The organism is Phycicoccus sp. Root101, assembly GCF_001426245.1.
Classification (GTDB): domain Bacteria; phylum Actinomycetota; class Actinomycetes; order Actinomycetales; family Dermatophilaceae; genus Pedococcus.
Genome location: NZ_LMCM01000005.1, coordinates 393,383 through 411,825 on the forward strand (window position 1 = coordinate 393,383; position 18,443 = coordinate 411,825).

Consider the following 18,443-nt stretch of genomic DNA (forward strand, 5'->3'; position numbering starts at 1 on the left):
CACCACTCACCCGCACCACCACTCACCACCGCAGGACACGGACCAGAGGAGACCACCGTGAGCGACACAACGGCACCGGGCGCGAGCCGCCGGTCCTTCCTGCTCGGCGCAGCCGGCGTCGGAGCGAGTCTCGTCGTGGGGGCACGCGTCATCGCCCCCAGCCCCGCCCGGGGAGCAGGCCTGCCGGCAGCAGCACCGGCGGCCTCGCCGGCGCGGGTCACCCGCAAGCTCCACCTCGTCGGCACCGACGGCTGGGCGGCCATGCCGGCCAGCGCCCCGGCCGACCTCCCGTTCTTCCCGGACCCGTTGGCCCCACCCGGGTTCAACACCTACACGTTCGGGTTCAGGGACGTGACCGGGATGACCCCCACCCAGGTGGCAGCCCAGCGCGGCAAGGCGCAGATCAGTGCCCCGACCCTGGTGTTCAACGAGGAGGAGGACATCACCATCACGTTGTCCAACCTCGGTCTGGTCCTGCGCCCCGACCTCTTCGACGGGCACACCCTGCACTGGCACGGGTTCGTCAACGCGATCCCGTTGTTCGACGGCGTGCCCGAGCTGTCGTTGGCGGTCCCGATCGGGCGCGACCTCGACTACTTCTACCGTCCGCACGACGCGGGCACGTACATGTACCACTGCCACTTCGAGGACGTGGAGCACGTGCAGATGGGCATGACCGGGATGCTGTGGGTCAAGCCCAAGCAGAACTCGCTCCCGATCGGCAACGACCCGTTGGGCACGAAGTACGCATACAACGACGGCGACGGGTCGACGAAGTACGACCGCGAGTTCGGCTTCCTGCTCACCGAGCTGTGGTCGGCCGCCCACTACCGCGACGCCCACATCCAGGTCAGCGACTGGACCGACTACGACCCGTCCTTCTGGTTGATGAACGGCCGCGCCTACCCGGACACCCTCGCCCCGAACGGTGACCCGAACAGCACGGCAGCGGGTCGGCTCCAGTACCAACCGAACTCGTCACTGGTCACCTGCAACGCGGGGGAGCGCGTCCTGCTCCGGATGTCGAACCTCGGGTACCAGAGCCACACCATGACCGCCGACAACATCGACATGACGGTGGTCGCCAAGGACGGGAGCCTCCTGCGCGGCAGGGACGGCACCGCCAACTACCTGTCGACCACGTCGGTCGACGTCGGTCCGGGTGAGAGCCGGGACGTGATCTTCCAGGCGCCCGGGCCCGGCGAGTACCTGCTGTACGACCGGCGCTACAGCTACCTCAACAACGGGGGCGGTGGCGGCTACGGCGGCATCATGACGCGGATCCGCGTCGGCGCCCCCGGCACCTACCCCGCCCAGACCAGCCCGAACGCGTGACGAGGGGAACCGTGATGACACCCACCCGCATCCCGAGGCCGCGGCGGTCCGCCCGCTGGGCCGTCGGCGCCACGGCCCTGGCGGCCGCGGTCGCGACCGCCCTCCTCGGCGGTCCCGCCCCTGCGCAGGCCGCCGCAGACAACGGCCTGCTCTGCGACACCTCGCCCACGAACACGTTCACGCTCAAGGCCGACGACGACTACATCGCCACCCCCGACGGCAACAGCATCTACATGTGGTCCTACGCGAACGAGGTCCGAGGGCACTTCCAGTTCCCCGGGCCGACGCTGTGCGTGACCAGCGGCCAGAAGGTCACCGTCGTCCTGCACAACACCCTCCCCGAGGCCACGTCGATCGTGTTCCCGGGCCAGAAGGGGGTGGTGGCCAACGGGGCCCCCGCCCAGCCGCAGTTCGACGGCGGCGGGTCGCTGACCTCCCTCGTCCAGGCGGCCCCCGCCAGGACCGGCACGGTCACCTACACGTTCACGGCCGGGTCGCCCGGCACCTACCTCTACAAGAGCGGCACAGACGTCTCCAAGCAGGTCCAGATGGGGATGTACGGCGCGCTCGTGGTCCGGCCCGACGGCCACCCGGACCGGGTCAACTCCCGCGCCGACTCGGCCTTCAGCCCCACGCACGAGTACCTGTTCCTCCTGTCCGAGCTCGACCCCGAGGCGCACCTCGCCGTGGAGCGCGGCGGCCCGATCGACTGGACGACGTTCAAGGCGCGCTACTTCCTCATCAACGGCCGGAGCATGCCGGACACGTTGGCACCCAACAACGCCTCGTGGCTGCCCAACCAGCCGTATGGCGCGTTCGTGCACATCCGCGCCTACGACGCGACCACCAACCCGCTGCCCGCGACGATCCGCTACCTCAACGCAGGAACGGTCGACTACCCGTTCCACCCGCACGGCAGTGACGAACGGGTCGTCAACCAGGACGGCCAGCCGGTGCAGGGCGACGGTGGGCAGGACCTGTCGTACCTCAAGTACGACATCGACGTGCAGCCCGGACAGAGCATCGACGTGCTCATGGACTGGCGGGACGTCGAGCACTGGAACGAGCTGACCAACCCGGTCCCGACGAACCTGCCGGCCATCACCGACCAGCTGCTGGTCGGGACGGACACCTGGTTCAGCGAGAGCCCCTACCTCGGTGTGAAGAACCCGCTCCCGGCGAACATCACCGACAACAACGTCTGCGGCGAGTACTACCACGTGGCCCACAGCCACGCGCTCCAGCAGGCCACCAACTACGGCGCCGCCTTCGGCGGGATGATGACGGTCTTCCGCATCGACCCCGTCGCCGGCTGCACGACGAACTGAGGTCGGCGATGAGCACCTACGGTCGAAGCACGAACGTCCCGTGGTCCGCACGCGGCGGGCGCTGGTTGGTCGGCCCCGTCGTGGTCGCCCTGGCCGTGTTCGGGACGGCGGGAGCCGCGGTGGCCCACGCCCCCGCGCACAACCCGGCGCCGAAGCCGGCCGGCTCGACGGTCCAGCGCAGCGGCGTCTCGCCGACGGCGCCGACCCGTCGCACCGCGCCGGTCGCGCCGACCCTCGACGCCGCCGACAGGGCTGCCGTCGTCGGGTCGACCACCACCCAGCTGCTGCCCGCCACGGGGCGGGCCGCAGCGGCGGGCACCCTGAGCCCCAGCGGCTGCACGACCACCGGCACCTCCGTCGCGTGCGACCTGTGGTCGCTGCCCGGCACGACGAGCATCCTGGGCCGCTCCCTCCCGATCTGGGGCTTCTCGCTGACCGGTGACGCGGGCTCGGCCACCGCCCCCGGTCCACGGCTCGTCGTCCGCACCGGCGACACGGTGACGGTCACCCTCCACAACGGGATCAGCACCGCGATGTCCCTGGCGTTCCCCGGCATCCCCAGCAGCTCGTTCACCTCCGGGTTGTCCGCGTCCGCCCAGGAGGACGGCGTCGCCACCGGCGGTACCGCCAGCTACACGTTCCAGGCGACGCGTCCCGGCACCTTCATCTACGAGGCCGGCCACACGGCCAACGGTTCGCGCCAGGTGGCCATGGGCCTCGCCGGTGCCCTGGTGGTGCTGCCCGGGGACGGGACGGCCTACGGCACCCCGGCCACGGCCTACGACGACGAAGCCGTCCTGGTGCTGTCGGAGATCGACCCGGGACTCAACGCCAACCCGCTCGGCTACGACCTGCGCTCGTTCCACCCGCAGTACCGGCTGATCAACGGCAAGGCCTTCCCGGAGACCGACGCCGTCCCCACCGACCAGGGCCACAAGGTGCTCCTGCGCATGGTCAACGCCGGATCGCGGACCCACGCCATGGGACTGCTCGGCGGCGACCAGGTGGTCGTCGGCTCCGAAGGGCACCGGGCGCCATACCCGCAGCGGCTCACGGTCGCCGCGGTGCCACCGGGGGAGACCCTCGACACCATCACGACCATGCCCACCGGCCCTGAGGCCAAGGTGGCCCTGGCCGAGACCGGCGACGTGCTCGCCAACGCCAACCAGACCGCGGCCGACCCCACCCAGACGGCCACGGGCGGCATGCTCACGTTCCTCGACACGGCTGCGCCCCCACCGGCGACCGACGTCGTCGGGCCGGTCACGACCCGTGTGGTCGCCAGCCCGAACCCGTCCAACGGACTCACCCCCGTCACGGTGTCCGCTGACCTGAGCGACGTCGCCCAGGGTGGCTCGAACATCGTCCAGGCGGAGTACGTCATCGACGACGCGGCCACCACCGGACCGGGCTTCGGCGTGCCGCTGACCGGCACGTGGGGCACCTCCACGGTCGTCGGCGCCACGGGCACCATCGACACCACGGTGCTCGCCTCCCTCGATGCCGGTCGGCACCAGGTCTTCGTCCGCGCCCTCGACGCTGCAGGCAACTGGGGCGCGGTCGGTTCGGTCGTCCTCAACCTCCCCAAGACCGGCCCGTCGACGACCAACGGCTCGGCCAGGCCCAACCCTGCAGGAGCTGCCCTCGTCAAGGTCACGGCCACGGGCGACGACACCCTGGCGGGAGGCACCATCAACGGCGCCGAGTACTTCCTCGACACCGCCGGCGCTGCCGGAACGGGCACGGCGCTGACGAGGAACCGCACCGCCACCGTGGTCTCGCTGAGCGCGTCGCTGACCGCCACCAGCGTGCAGGCCCTCACCGAGGGCACCCACCACGTCCTGGTCCGCAGCCACGACTCGCTCGGCCTCTGGGGTCCACTGCTCGACATCCCGCTCGTGGTGGACCACACCGGTCCCACCGTCGACGGGGCCGCGGTCGGGCCGAACCCGACCAACGGCGTCCTCAGCGACCCGGCCAACCCCGGTTACCTGGTGGTCTCGGCCACCCTCACCGACCGCGACGCGGCACAGGGCCTGCAGAGCACCATCGTCGACGCCGAGGCGTTCCTCGACCCGACGTCGACGAACCCACCCGGTGACAGCGGCCTGCAGATGGTCGCCTCCGACGGGGCGCTCGACTCGGTGACGGAGACGGTCTACGGACTCATCCCGATCTCGCAGGTCACCTCCCTGGCCAACGGCCCGCACATCGTGTCGGTCCGCGGCAAGGACGCGGCCGGCAACTGGGGCACGCTGTTCCCGGCCACCCTCACGGTGGACAGGACCGCACCGCAGCTCAGCGCGCTGACGGCCTCGCCCAACCCCACCAACAGCGCCTCGACGCTCACCCTCACCGCGCCGACGAACGAGACGGCCTTCCGGTCCGCCGAGTACTGGCGCGGCACGGACCCGGGCGTCGGTCGCGGGACCACCGTCCCCGTGAGCTACGTCAACGGCAAGATCGTGGTCATGGTGCCGCTCGCCGGGGTGCCCGTGGGCCCCCAGAGCTTCGGGATCCGGGTCCAGGACGCCGCGGGCAACTGGAGCAACGCCCAGTCGACCACGGTCTCGGTGACCAGGGTGATGGCGATCTTCTCGGACAACTTCAACTCGGGCGGCCTCACGGCCTGGTCGGGGAGCACGGGTGGGGTCGCGGTCACGGCCTCGGCCGGGATCCCCAACGACGGGGTCAACCGTGGTCTCGCGGTGACGCTCGCGGGCCGGACCAACAACCGTCCCGGGTACGTCGTCGACTCCACCCCCGCCGGCGAGACGCTCTACGACGCACAGTTCGCGTTCTCCGCAGGCTCGTTGACGACCGGCACCGGCACCAACTCGATCGTCAACCTGTTCGAGGCCAGGACCGCGGCGGGCGGCCAGGTCTACGCCCTGCAGTACCGCGGGTCCGGCGCCACGGCCCAGGTGCGGGTCGTGCTCGACCGCACCGGTGGTCTGGCGGTGGTCAACGGTGGCTGGGTGACCCTCGGCGCCGGTTCGCACGTCCTGAAGACGGCGTGGCGGGCAGGTCCCGCGACAGGGGGCTCGCGCGGCACCCTCGTCCTGAGCCGTGACGGCACCGTGGTCACCACGGTGAACGGCCTCACCACAGGGCTCGCCGTCGACGACGCCTGGCTGGGCATCACCGGTGGGGTCGCGGCAGGCAACAACTCCCCGATGGCGGGGACCGCCGCCTTCGACTCCTTCGCCTCCACCCGGGTCGGGCCATGAACCCGGGAACGACGCGGGCGGCCCGTTCAGGGGAGTGGGTCGCCCGCCCGGGCCGGGCAGTCGCCCGGCTCGGGCGCAGGGGCTGGGTCGTGGTGGCGGTCGTCCTCGCCCTCGTGGTCGGGGGTGCGGTGACCTCCCGGATGCTGTGGCACGACCCCGCACAGGCCGGTATGCCGCTCAACGTGGACCTCGAGCAGTCGGCCGGGATCCGCTTCACCCGGGTCGCCGTCGTCGCCGACGGCGGCCTCCTCGAGGCGAGCTACGTCGTCCTCGACCCGGAGAAGGCGACGCGGTTCCAGTCCGACCGCGAGCACCCGCCGGCGATCGAGAGCGAGGAACGTGCCGAGAGCACCAAGCGGGTCGCGCTGATGAAGCAGGGCCACCAGATGCGCGCCGGGCAGTCCTACTACCTCGTGTACAACAACAGCGGTGGCGTGGTCCGCTCCGGCGAGACGGCCCGGATCGTCTACAACGGGTTCGTCCTCGAGCACGTGCCGGTGATCGGATGATCCCGCTGCTGCGCCGCGCAGTCGTCCCGGCTGTGGTCGTCGCGTTGGCGATGGCGGTGTTCGCCGGGGCCGGACCGGCGTCCGCCCACGCGTTCCTGGTCTCGAGCAACCCGGCCGACGGACAGGTCCTCGACTCCTCGCCGACGGTCCTGCGGATGCGGCTGAGCGAGTCGGTGCTGCTCGGCTCCACGTCGGTGACCGTGGTCGGCGGGTCGGTCCGCCACGAGCTGACCGGCCTGCGCCTCGTGGAGACCGCCGACGGCGGCGCGGCGGCGAAGGACGGGGCCGACCCGCTCACGCGCCCTCGGGCGGCTGCCTCCTCGGACGAGGCCCCGGTCGAGCTGGTCGCCCCGTTGCCGGCACTCGGGCGCGGCTCCTACCGCGTCTCCCTGGAGACCGTCTCGGCCGACGACCTGCACCGCACCGCGGCCGTCCTGGTGTTCGGCATCCAGCAGCAGGTCTCGGCCGCGGGTCGGCAGGAGGCCGCCCCACGCGTCGACGAGGCCCTGCTGCGCTGGGTCGTGCTCGCCGGCCTGTGCCTCGGCCTCGGGGCCGCACTCGTGCGCCGGCTCGCGACGCCGGCGCGGCACGGCAGCGTGGTCCGGGTCGCCCGCGCCTGCGACCAGGTCGCAGCCGCGGCGTGCGCGGTGGCCGCCCTGACCGCCGTCGGGCTGCTCGCCGTGCAGCTGTCAGGGGAGGGGTCTGCCGGCCTCGACACCCTGTTTGGTGCCTACGGTGCCCGCTGGCTGACCCGGGAGACCGGCCTCCTGCTCATCGGCGCCGCCGCGGTCCTGCGCTGGCGGCGGCTCGCACCCAGAACGGCCCGCCTGGCCTTGGCCTCCGGGGCGGTGCTGGCGACGGCGGGGGAGGCCCTGCTCGGCCACGCGGGTGCGGGGGTGACCACCTCGTGGGTCAGGGTCGCCGCCACCGCGCTCCACGTCGGGGCAGCCGCGACGTGGGCGGGTGCCGCGGTCCTCCTCGCGGGGTGCGCGCTGGTCCTGCGTCGCGAGGGGGTGCCCGGTCGGGCGCTCGCGCGGGCCCTGCTCCGACGCTTCGGTGTGCCGGCCGCCGCCTGCGTCTCGGTCATGGTCGTCACCGGGGTGGTCCTGGCCAGCAGCGTGGTCGCCTCCGTCGATGCCCTGCTGGTCACCGACTACGGGCGGGTGCTGCTCCTCAAGGTGGCGGCCGCCGCGGTCGCCCTGGCGCTCGGGCTGGCCCACACCCGCAGCCTGCACCCGAGGCTGCTGGTCGGCCGTCGTCGCGCGGCCACCGCGGCCGTCACTCCGGGCCGCTCCCTGGTCGTCGAGGGCGTCGCCGCGGGGGCAGCCCTCGCGCTGGCGGCGCTGCTCGCGGCCGGACAGCCCGCGGTCGGACCCGCACTCGTCGCCGACCCGGCCGCGCCCTTCGACCCCACGGTGTCCGCGTTCGCCGACGACCTGCAGGAACAGCTCTCGATCCAGCCGAACCGTCCGGGACCCAACGTCGCCGTCATCACGGTCTCCAGCACCCGTCGGCCGGACCCTGCACCGGTGACCGGGGTGACGGTGGCGGTGTACTCCAAGAACGGTGGCCTGCGGTCCGCCGGCACCGGTGAACGCTCGGCCCTCGGGCAGTGGAGCGTGCCGGTGACCATGACGGAGGCCGGCGCCGCCGACGCCGTCGTCACCGTGACCCGCGTCGGCGTGCCGCCCACCGAGCTCGCGGTGGACTGGGTGGTCGCCCAAGCCGTCCCACCGCGTGCGGTGCTCTCGCTGGCCCCGCTCCGCGGATGGCTGCTCGCTGTCGCCTGCGTGCTCGCTGCGCTCCTCGCCTCTGCGTGGTCCGTCGCAGGACTGCGCCGCTGGCGCGGTCGCTCTCGGCGGCGCACGGGCCCTGCGGTGGAGTGGTCCGAGGTGCCCGCTGGAGCCCGCGCCACGCGCACGTGGGCTGCGGCGACGGCGCTCGCGCCCGACCAGGACCCGGGGGCCCAGCCCGACCGAAGTGGACTCCCGGTACCCAGCCGGTAGACTTGGGGACTGCCGGCGTGGGTGATAACCCGCTCCTTCGATGTTCGCCCAGATGGGCTGCGCCGGGTCCGCAAACCAGCAAGTCAACTTCAGGAGTACTTCCATGTCCTTTGACTACAAGGTTGCCGACCTGAGCCTCGCCGAGGCCGGCCGTCACCAGATCCGCCTTGCCGAGCACGAGATGCCCGGCCTGATGTCCCTGCGCGAGGAGTTCGGGGCGGCCCAGCCGCTCAAGGGCGCCCGCGTCGCCGGCTCGCTGCACATGACCGTGCAGACCGCCGTGCTCATCGAGACGCTGACCGCGCTCGGTGCCGAGGTCCGTTGGGCCTCCTGCAACATCTACTCCACCCAGGACGAGGCGGCCGCTGCGGTCGTCGTTGGCAAGGGCACGCCCGAGGACCCCCAGGGTGTCCCGGTCTTCGCCTGGAAGGGCGAGACGCTCGAGGAGTACTGGGAGTGCACCGAGCAGATCCTCACCTGGCCCGGCGAGGGCGCCAACATGATCCTCGACGACGGTGGCGACGCGACGATGCTCGTCCACAAGGGTCGCGACTGGGAGGCCGCGGGCGCGGTCCCCGCGACCGACGAGCAGGACTCCGAGGAGGTCGGCGTCTTCAAGGAGCTCGTCCGCAAGACCCTCAAGGCCGACCCCACCAAGTGGACCAAGGTCGCCGAGCAGATCAAGGGCGTCACCGAGGAGACCACCACCGGTGTCCTGCGCCTCTACGAGCTCGCCGCCTCCGGTGACCTGCTCTTCCCGGCGATCAACGTCAACGACTCGGTCACCAAGTCCAAGTTCGACAACAAGTACGGCGTGCGCCACTCGGTCATCGACGGCCTCAACCGTGCGACCGACGTCCTCATCGGCGGCAAGGTCGCCGTCGTCGCCGGCTTCGGCGACGTGGGCAAGGGCTGCGCCGCGGCCCTCGCCGGCCAGGGCGCCCGCGTCATCGTCACCGAGATCGACCCGATCTGCGCGCTCCAGGCCGCGATGGAGGGCTACCAGGTCGCCCGCCTCGAGGACGTCCTCGAGACCGCCGACATCTTCGTCACCACGACCGGCAACTTCAACATCATCACCGCCGAGCACATGACGCAGATGAAGAACAAGGCGATCGTGTCCAACATCGGCCACTTCGACAACGAGATCGACATGGCCGGCCTGGCCAAGGTCCCCGGTGTCACCAAGACCCAGATCAAGCCGCAGGTCCACGAGTGGACGTTCGACAACGGGAACTCGATCATCGTGCTCTCCGAGGGTCGCCTGATGAACCTCGGCAACGCGACGGGTCACCCCAGCTTCGTCATGTCGAACTCCTTCGCGAACCAGACGATCGCCCAGATCGAGCTGTTCACGAAGAACGACGAGTACGACAAGCAGGTCTACGTGCTGCCCAAGCACCTCGACGAGAAGGTCGCCCGTCTGCACCTCGACGCCCTCGGGGCCAAGCTCACCGAGCTGACCAAGGAGCAGGCCGCCTACATCGGTGTCGACGTCGCCGGCCCCTACAAGTCGGAGCACTACCGCTACTGAGGCACCGCCTCACGGCACCAGCACCACCCGGTATGCCGCCCGCTCACCCGAGCGGGCGGCATACCTGTGCCGGGTAGGACGGTCCGTTCGAACGATTGCAGCGAGTGGGCGGCCGTGGAAGGGTGCCTGAATGCCGCATTCGGGGGAGACCGTGGCGATCGCGAGACGCAGCGCAGCCCTGGACGGACTACGCGGGCTCGCTGCGATCGCAGTCGTGACGAGCCACCTGACCGCCAACGTCGGGGTCGTGCCCTACAGCAGCGGGGGGTTCGTCGGGGTGCTGGTCTTCTTCGCCCTGTCTGGCTACCTCATCACCGGAATCCTCTGGCGAGGCCCCGCGACCTCAGCGCACTACCGATCCTTCCTCTGGCGCAGGGTTAAACGTCTTGCTCCCGTCGTCACCGTCCTGGCCGCGACAGGCATACCGCTGTTGCTTCTCGTAGGGGGCGAGAGCGCTGCCTTCACCCTTGGGCAGGCAGCCTTGACGCTCTCGCAGACCACCGGTTTTGCGTTCGGATCGGGCGTCGCCATCCACCCGCTCTGGAGCCCGACCTGGAGTCTCACTGTCGAGTGGGTGTTCTACCTTGTTTTCCCCCTCGTGCTGAGTGCGTTGCGCGCCCGGGGACTGACCCCACGTGCCATCCGGGGTGTCCTCGCGGTCCTTGTCGTAGCCCTGTACATCGCTGGTCTCCTCTTGTCTCCCCGAGCGTTCTATCTGCTGCCCGTGGCCAACGTGTCGGTGATGCTGGCCGGAGCGGTCCTGGCCATTACCCATGCCACCCAGTCGGCGCCAGGAGGGCGCCCGGACCCCGCACGTGCTGCGGCAGCGCTGGTTCTGTTGGTGCTTCTAGTCCTCGTACCGCTGGCACCCCTCAGCCCGGCGTACCGCTTCATCGTGTTCCCTGCCGCTACGATTGCCGCACTCCTGGTGATCAACGAAGTCCGCCACACCGGTTGGCTCGGAGCTGCCTTAGGTCACCGGTCCCTGACTCTTGTCGGCAGGAGCGCGTACAGCCTCTACCTCTGGCACGTGCCGGTGATGTGGCTGACATACATGGCCGTGCCGCAACTGCCCAGACCCCTCATCGGACTCTTGTCCCTGATCGCGCTGGTTCCCGTCGTGATGATCAGTTACTGGTTGTTGGAGCGCCCAGTGCTGAACCGAGGTGGATCGGCAAAACCGACGGTCACCGCGGCCTCGGAGACCGTAACCGCCACCGTCACCACGAGCCGGGCCGTTTCATAGTCGACTCCCTTCCTCGTGCTACGTCACGCTCCACTCGTCGGCTTCGCCCGGGTCCCGGGCGTCCCTGCGGTGCGGGTGGCTCGCTACCAGGTCTGTCCGCGAGGTGGCGACCCAGTTCACGGTCCGCTCGCCCAGCGTCAACCAGTGGGACCCGCTCAGCTACCCGACCATCACGGGGTGCCAGACGACCTACGCGGGTTTCAACGCAACCTCGGCAACGCCCTCGACAAGACGAGCGGGTCGTTCAACGCGACCGTCGCCGACAACTTCCGACAGTGGAAGCAGCTGTGCAAGATCACCGGGGGAGTGAGCCCGGGGACCTACCTCATCCAGGTCAAGACCAACGGTGTCGGCAACGAGGCGGCCAGCGGCCATAACCGCTTCAGCCTGCGTGCCTACACCGAGAGCAGCAGTGGGGATGACGGGGTCGCGGTCGCGGCTACGCCAAGATGGCGATGTACGGCAACACCCCGGCCGGCACCTCGAAGTTCTACCTCGCCGAGGTCCCGAGCGGGGCGCGCGGCCAGCTCTTCACCGTCCGCCTGTTCGACATCGGTGACGGTGCGACGCTCGGCAGCACGGTCAAGGTCCTGCCGCCCTCCGAGGTCGGCTCGTCCTTCAGCGGCTGCACCGGTTCGGGAGTGCAGACCGGCGCCCTCACCGACTGCACGATCAACGTCAGCTCGGCCTACAACGGCCAGTGGCAGGAGGTGTCCGTGCCCATCCCGACGGACTACTCCTGCACCGACTCCTCAGCCGTCGGGTGATGGCTGCGCCTCGAGTTCTACTACGGCGCCGGGTCCAGTCCCGCGGACACCACGTCGTGGACGGCCAACGTGGCCGGCGACCCGGTTCGCCTGGTCGAGTAGAGGCACCGGCCAAGGGTGCACGCGCCCAGCGGGCACGCCGGCCACATGATTGCGAGCCCACGTCATGCCGCCCATCAACCGGCGCGCGAGGTGTTGAGCCCTTCAAGCACTCCTTGTCAGGGGAAGCGGGTGTGTCTCGATGCCCATGTGCTTGGTCTTCTGACACATGGCGAGACCACCCCGGGCGTCTGGCCCGGGGTGGTCTCGGTGAGCGTGTCGGCTGCGGCGACGAGTCGCGGACTGCTGCGTGCTCAGCTCACCATGCCGATGGCATATGCGTTGTAGACCGTGCACTGGATATTGCCGAGTCCGCAGAGATCGTTGATGTCGCCGACGGAGCTGTAGTTCACGTACTGGACCGTGATGTTGCCGTCCCCGTCGTAGTCGATCAGCTTGAGCTCGATGAAGGCCGTGATCTTGAACGTGGTGTTGGCGCCGTTGCCGCCGATGTCCGTGTACACCGGAAAGGCGTAGGTCTTGCCCAGGTTCGCGGTGAGCGGGCTGGTGACGTTGTTGGAGTTGATCTTGTTTCCGGGTGAGCCCTCGATGGTCGTCGAGGGCGGCGACCCTCCCAGCGTGAGGTCTGCGAGGCAGCCGTTCGCGATGTACGAGCCGATGTCGACAGCGCTGACACCACCGCCGCAGTTGAGCCATCCCCAGTTGCCAGAGCCGTTGTTGCCGGCGTTGCAGTCAGTGCCTCCGCCCCAGACCTTGTTCACGTCGATCACGTAGTTGGGGTACGGGGCGCCGACTGCCTGTGCCTTGGCAGCGAGATCGTCGGCGACGTCCTTGCATATAGCGAGCGGGAAGACACCATTGATCTGCCGTGCCACGCCAAGGGCGGCGCTTCCGTCCTTGGTGGCGTTGATCGTCGCCACCCCGACCATCTGACCCAGCTGCGTCGGGACGGCCCGGCTGACGGTGACCGTCGCCTTGAGGATCCCGTTGTCGTTCGGTGTGCCGTTCTTGTCCACGCACGCGAGCTGAACGTTGACCGTGATGTTGCCCGAAGCAAGGGTCATGCCATTCGGGGCGTTCCTCTGGACCTGAGCCTTCGCGACGGTCAGAGCTGACCCGCCGTCGTTGTCGACCACGGACTTGCAGTTCGTGGGGGTAGCCGGCGATGCGTTGATGAGCGTGCGCTTCGCGTTGACGACGGCCAGTGCCGCGCTGTCGGCGCCGGTGCTGAACGCGCGCGCCTGGGCGAAGGCATTGCCGTAGTCCAAGGTGAACCCGGCGAGGATCAGCAGGACCGGCGCGAGGAGAGCGACGGTTACCGCGACGGCGCCTCGTTCGAAAGGCGTCGGCTGCCTCAGGTGTATTCGCACTGGAAGATCCCCTGACCTCTGACCTGGATGCCGTTGAGGTACGGCAGTGGGAATGGCGGCGAGGAGTTGAAGGTCGCCACGACGGTGAGCTGGTCCCCAGCCGATGACTTGGTGCATGGCTTGTTCGCCGTATTGGCCGTGCACGACGCCGACGGATCCGTCGCGCTCGAGGACACCGTGACGTTGACCGCCGCGCTGCTCAAACCAACGGCGCTGCTGGTGAGGCTGTTCGTCAGCTTGGTGCTGATCTGCGCACATGTCAGCCCAGCTCCGGCAAGGTTGCTTACGACTCCCGCTCGTGCCGCGTCGCGCGCCGCGTTGTTCAGCGCGATCTGCTGGGAGAAGATGAACCCGAAGTCGAGGATGCCCCCCAGGATGAGGACAAGGAATGGCACGACCAGCGCGAACTCGACGGCCGATGCCCCTGACTCCGACGTCTTGCGACTTCGAGTCGTCGGCCTGATCATCACGTGTGCTCCTGCGGTTCGCGTCGTGGGCGACCCAAGCGGCTCCCAGCACCTCAGTCTCAGGTCCCAACGGCGGTTCTGTAATCGGCCAAACGGCCGAAAGTCGATGCCCGGGATCATGCGTTTGCCTCCATGGTCTGCGGCCGGTCCGGCAGACCACGGGGTGGCCCGTGTGTGATGATTCGGGAGGGAATCTTTACTCGATGTAGGGAGAGGGTTGACGCAGTGAAGGGTCGCGTGCTCATCGTCGATGACGATCTTGCGCTGGCGGAGATGCTCGGCATCGTCCTGCGCAACGAGGGGCTCGATGTGTCGCACGTCGCCGACGGCGGCAACGCCGTGGCGGCCTTCCGCGACAGCAAGCCCGACCTCGTCCTCCTCGACGTCATGCTGCCCGGGCTTGACGGCATGGAGGTCTGCCGCCGCATCCGTGCCGAGTCCGGCGTCCCGATCGTCATGCTGACCGCGCGCACCGACACCGTCGACGTCGTGGTGGGCCTGGAGTCCGGCGCCGACGACTACGTCGTGAAGCCCTTCAAGCCCCAGGAGCTCATCGCCCGCGTCCGGGCGCGGCTGCGCCGTGGTGACGAGCCGGAGCCCGAGAGCCTGGAGATCGGCGACCTCGTCATCGACGTCGCGGGTCACTCGGTCAAGCGGGCCAGCGAGCCGCTGTCGTTGACGCCGCTGGAGTTCGACCTGCTCGTCGCCCTGGCCCGCAAGCCGTGGCAGGTGTTCACCCGTGAGGTCCTGCTCGAGCAGGTCTGGGGCTACCGCCACGCCGGTGACACCCGCCTGGTCAACGTCCACGTGCAGCGGCTGCGCTCCAAGATCGAGCACGACCCCGAGCACCCCGAGATCGTCGTCACCGTCCGCGGCGTCGGCTACAAGGCCGGTCCGAGCTGACGATGTCGGACTCGGCCGGACCCGACCCCGACCGGACGCCGCCGGAGCGGCCCACGGCCCACGGGGCGCAGGGTCCGCCTGCCCTGCGCACCTTCGCGGTGCGCGCCCGCCGGGGGATCGGTACGGCGCTGAGCTGGCTCGTCCACGCCTGGCGCCGTTCGCTGCAGTTCCGCGTGGTCAGCACGACCATGCTGCTCGGCCTGCTCGTCGTCCTCGGCCTCGGCTCCTACCTCTACTCCTCGATCTCCGACGGCCTGGAGCAGGACCGGATGAAGACGGCCCAGCTCGAGACGTCGCGGCTGACCAAGGTGGTGCAGGACAACTTCGACGGCAGCGGCCGCGCCAGCTCGGGTGACATCAACCTCCAGTCGCAGGACATCATCAAGGCCGCCGCCGCACCGGGTGGCGACAACGAGCGCTACCTCGTCTTCGCGCGCAGCCTCGGGAACACCTCCGACACCACGGTCCAGACCGTCCTCAGCGGACGGATCGGCCTGTCGAGCATCCCGCGCGACCTGCGCGAGGCCATCCGGCTGGACCCGACCCACCAGCAGGTGACGCTGGTCGGCATCGACGACCCGCAGACCGGCCAGGCCGTCCCGGCCGTCCTCGTCGGGTCCCAGGTCCAGGTGCCCGTCGCCGGCAAGTACGACCTGTACGTCATCTTCCCCATGCAGCGCGAGCAGGCCACCCTCGACCTGATCACCCGCACCTTCGCAATCGGCGGGTTCGCGCTCGTGGCCCTCGTCGGCGCCATCGCGTGGGTCGTGACACGGCAGGTCGTCAACCCGGTGCGCCGGGCGGCCATGGTCGCCGAACGGCTCTCCTCGGGCCGGCTCAACGAGCGGATGCGCGCCCGGGGCGAGGACGACCTGGCGCGGCTTGCCGCCTCCTTCAACGAGATGGCCGACAGCCTCCAGACGCAGATCCGCCAGCTCGAGGGGCTGTCGCGGGTCCAGCAGCGCTTCGTGTCCGACGTCTCGCACGAGCTGCGCACACCGCTGACCACGATCCGCATGGCCGGTGACCTGATCCACGACTCGCGCCGCGACTTCGACCCGACGGTCGCCCGGTCGGCCGAGCTGCTGCACAACGAGCTCGACAGGTTCGAGGAGCTGCTCGCCGACCTGCTCGAGATCAGCAGGTTCGACGCGGGCGCCGCGGCCCTCGACGTCGACCTGGTCGACCTGCGCGACACCGTCGCCCGGGCCGTGCAGTCCGCCCTGCCCCTCGCCGAGCGGTGGGGGAGCACGATCACCGTCACCGCGGAGGGGTCCTGCCAGGCCGAGGTCGACCCGCGCCGGGTGGAGCGGATCCTGCGCAACCTCGTCGTCAACGCCGTCGAGCACGGTGAGGGCCGCCCGGTCGAGATCGCGATCGGTGGCAACGACAGCGCCGTCGCCGTGGCCGTGCGCGACCACGGGGTCGGGCTGCGCCCGGGTGAGGCCGCCCTGGTCTTCAACCGCTTCTGGCGCGCCGACCCCGCCCGCGCCCGCACCACCGGCGGCACCGGCCTGGGACTGGCCATCTCCCTCGAGGACGCCCGGCTGCACGACGGGTGGCTGCAGGCCTGGGGTGAGCCGGGCGAGGGCTCCTGCTTCCGCCTCACCCTGCCCCGGACGTACGGCGAGTCGATCACCGAGGCGCCCCTGTCGCTGCGGCCGGACGACGTCCCCACGTCACGCCGTCGCACCGCCCGCGAGGCCAGCGACGCCCAGGCGCAGACGCCCTCGACGACCGGGCCGGGCGCGAACGCGGCGGTGACCCTGCGCCATACGCCGACGGCACCGGGTGCACCACGGTGAGGCGCCGCGCGGCCGTCGCGCTGGCAGCGGTGGCGGTGACCTTGCTGTCGGCCTGCGGGGGAGGCCTGTCGACGAAGTCCGCGGTCCAGCCCGGCCTCGAGGTGGGGTCGGTGCAGGAGAACGAGATCCGGGTCGAAGCCAACCCCATCCGCCCCGGAGCCTCGCCCGAGGAGGTCGTCGAGGGGTTCATCCGGGCCGCGGCAGCGAGCGATGACCAGTACCAGGTGGCGCGGTCGTACCTCACGCCCGATGCAGCCGGGAGCTGGCGCCCCGACACCTCGGTCGTGGTGTTCGGCAACGAGTCGGTCCTCGACACCAAGGCGTCCGGCGCGGGCCAGGTCGTGGCCAAGGCGACCGCAACAGCACGGGTCGACGGCACGGGTCGCTACGAGGAGCTGCCGACCACGAGCACGGTGGAGGCAGACTTCCGCGTCGTCCAGCGGTCGGGGGAGTGGCGGATCTCGTCGCTGCCCCAGAACTTCGGCACCTGGCTGAGCAACTCCGACTTCCTGCGCCTCTACGACCCCTTCCGCATCTACTTCCTGTCGGCCAGCCAGCGGCGCCTCGTCCCCGACGTCCGGTGGCTCCCGCTCGGCACGGGCCTGGCCACGCGGCTCGCGAGGTCGCTGCTCGCCGGGGCTCCCGACTACCTGCGTGGGGCGGTGCGCAGCGACGTCCCGCCCGGCACCCGCCTGGCGGTCGACGCGGTGACCATCGACTCGGGCACCGCCACGATCGACCTGACCGCGACCCGCTTGGCGGCCGACCCCGCTCAGCGACAGAACCTCGGCGCCCAGTTCCTCGCCACGGTGAGCCAGGCGCCCGGCGTCGACCGGGTCGCCCTCCAGCTGGAGGGGGCCGACCTGCGGGTCCCCGGGTTCGACGGAGCGCTCGACTCGCTCGCGGCCCTCGGGCTGGGCACGCCGGCCGACCCCGAGATCAAGCCCCTGCTGCGGATCGGCACCACGCTGGTACCGGTCAGCCCCGACCAGGTCGGTGATCCGGTGGCGCGGCCGAGCCCCCCGCCGACCGCCGCCCTGCCCGCGCTCCAGCCCGGGTGGGCCTACCCCGCGGTGTCGCGCTCCGGCGGTGAGGTCGCGGCCGTCGGCGGCGACCGGGCCCAGCTGGCCCGGTGGCGCGGGAAGACCCAGGTCCAGCTGCTGACGTTCGGGTCGAACCTCACCCGGCCGACGTACGACAACCAGGACATGCTCTGGCTCGCCGGGCGGGACGACGACGAGGCCAGGGTCTGGGTCATCGACACCACGACGGACCCGGCGGACGCCGCGAAGGCCGCACCGCACGTGGTCACCGCCGCCTGGCTCGCGCAGCGTCGGGTCGTCAGCCTGCGGCTGTCACCGGACGGCCAGCGGGTCGCGGTGGTGAGCACCGACGCGTCCGGCAAGGTTCCGCGCCTCGACGTCGCCGGAGTCGTCCGCGGCGCCGACCACGTGCCGACCTCGCTGGCGACCCCCTTGACCCTGGCCCCCACCCTGACCCTGATGCGGGACCTCGTCTGGGTCGACGACGCCACCGTCGTCGTCCTCGGGCGCAGGAACCCGGGGCAGGTGCTGCGCCCGTGGACCGTGCCGCTCGGCGGCCAGATCACGGCCGGCCCCGAGATCTCCGGCGCGCAGACCATCACCACCATCAACGGCGAGCGCGGCCTGGTCGTCACCACCGACGCCCGCCAGGTGCTGCTGCGGGCCGGCAGCCGGTGGCAGCGGGTCGGCGAGGGCACCGACCTGCTGGTCGCCGCTCGCTGAGGGGGACCCACGCCGAGGGGGACCCTCGCTGAGGAGGACCCTTGCCGACCGCGACCCCTCGCTGAGCCCGGGTGACCCCGCGCTGCTGGGGGGTCACCCGAACGGACCGAATTCCCG

At 70.6% G+C, this 18,443-nt stretch carries 13 protein-coding genes; 11 read left to right on the forward strand and 2 right to left on the reverse strand.

Going from position 1 to position 18,443, the window contains the following annotated elements:
* Nucleotides 1-57 precede the first annotated feature (57 nt).
* From ASC58_RS06575 to ASC58_RS06610, 8 genes are all read left to right on the forward strand, one after another.
* Nucleotides 58-1,335 carry a multicopper oxidase domain-containing protein gene (locus ASC58_RS06575; RefSeq protein ID WP_056916897.1) on the forward strand — a complete coding sequence of 426 codons (1,278 nt, stop codon included), beginning with the start codon at nt 58-60 and terminating at the stop codon, nt 1,333-1,335.
* Nucleotides 1,336-1,349: 14 nt separating this feature from the next.
* On the forward strand, nt 1,350-2,663 hold the full coding sequence (locus ASC58_RS06580) for a multicopper oxidase domain-containing protein (RefSeq protein WP_056918740.1): 1,314 nt from the start codon (nt 1,350-1,352) through the stop codon (nt 2,661-2,663).
* Between the two features lie 8 nt (nt 2,664-2,671).
* Nucleotides 2,672-5,893 carry a multicopper oxidase domain-containing protein gene (locus tag ASC58_RS06585; RefSeq protein WP_056918741.1) on the forward strand — a complete coding sequence of 1,074 codons (3,222 nt, stop codon included), beginning with the start codon at nt 2,672-2,674 and terminating at the stop codon, nt 5,891-5,893.
* Nucleotides 5,890-6,402 carry a hypothetical protein gene (locus tag ASC58_RS06590; protein ID WP_056918742.1) on the forward strand — a complete coding sequence of 171 codons (513 nt, stop codon included), beginning with the start codon at nt 5,890-5,892 and terminating at the stop codon, nt 6,400-6,402. Before ASC58_RS06585 ends, ASC58_RS06590 begins: the two co-directional genes overlap by 4 nt.
* On the forward strand, nt 6,399-8,408 hold the full coding sequence (locus ASC58_RS06595; RefSeq protein WP_056918743.1) for a copper resistance CopC family protein: 2,010 nt from the start codon (nt 6,399-6,401) through the stop codon (nt 8,406-8,408). Before ASC58_RS06590 ends, ASC58_RS06595 begins: the two co-directional genes overlap by 4 nt.
* 103 nt (nt 8,409-8,511) lie before the next feature.
* Nucleotides 8,512-9,942, forward strand: a complete 1,431-nt coding sequence (gene ahcY, locus ASC58_RS06600) for an adenosylhomocysteinase (RefSeq protein ID WP_056918744.1) — start codon at nt 8,512-8,514, stop codon at nt 9,940-9,942.
* 130 nt (nt 9,943-10,072) lie between these two features.
* Complete coding sequence (locus ASC58_RS06605; RefSeq protein WP_056918745.1) at nt 10,073-11,188, forward strand: acyltransferase; 1,116 nt, start codon at nt 10,073-10,075, stop codon at nt 11,186-11,188.
* Nucleotides 11,189-11,637: 449 nt separating this feature from the next.
* Nucleotides 11,638-11,955, forward strand: coding sequence for a hypothetical protein (locus ASC58_RS06610; RefSeq protein ID WP_157598387.1), 318 nt, complete (start codon nt 11,638-11,640; stop codon nt 11,953-11,955).
* 353 nt (nt 11,956-12,308) lie between these two features.
* Here the strand turns inward: ASC58_RS06610 and ASC58_RS06615 are convergent, their stop codons facing one another.
* On the reverse strand, nt 12,309-13,385 hold the full coding sequence (locus tag ASC58_RS06615) for a TadE/TadG family type IV pilus assembly protein (RefSeq protein ID WP_162246825.1): 1,077 nt from the start codon (nt 13,383-13,385) through the stop codon (nt 12,309-12,311).
* Entirely contained in the window at nt 13,370-13,852 is a 483-nt protein-coding gene (locus ASC58_RS06620; protein WP_082553066.1) for a TadE/TadG family type IV pilus assembly protein, read from the reverse strand. The genes ASC58_RS06615 and ASC58_RS06620 overlap by 16 nt, the downstream gene beginning before the upstream one ends.
* Nucleotides 13,853-14,077: 225 nt before the next feature.
* Here ASC58_RS06620 and mtrA point away from each other — a divergent pair, with 225 nt between their 5' ends.
* From mtrA to ASC58_RS06635, 3 genes are read left to right on the forward strand one after another with little or no spacing between them, the layout of a single operon-like run.
* Entirely contained in the window at nt 14,078-14,755 is a 678-nt protein-coding gene (gene mtrA, locus ASC58_RS06625) for an MtrAB system response regulator MtrA (RefSeq protein WP_056916911.1), read from the forward strand.
* Between the two features lie 2 nt (nt 14,756-14,757).
* Entirely contained in the window at nt 14,758-16,560 is a 1,803-nt protein-coding gene (gene mtrB / locus ASC58_RS06630) for an MtrAB system histidine kinase MtrB (protein WP_082553027.1), read from the forward strand.
* A complete protein-coding gene (locus ASC58_RS06635; RefSeq protein ID WP_056918749.1) occupies nt 16,557-18,326 on the forward strand; it encodes an LpqB family beta-propeller domain-containing protein in 1,770 nt (589 codons plus the stop codon). Before mtrB ends, ASC58_RS06635 begins: the two co-directional genes overlap by 4 nt.
* The last annotated feature ends 117 nt before the right edge of the window (nt 18,327-18,443 follow it).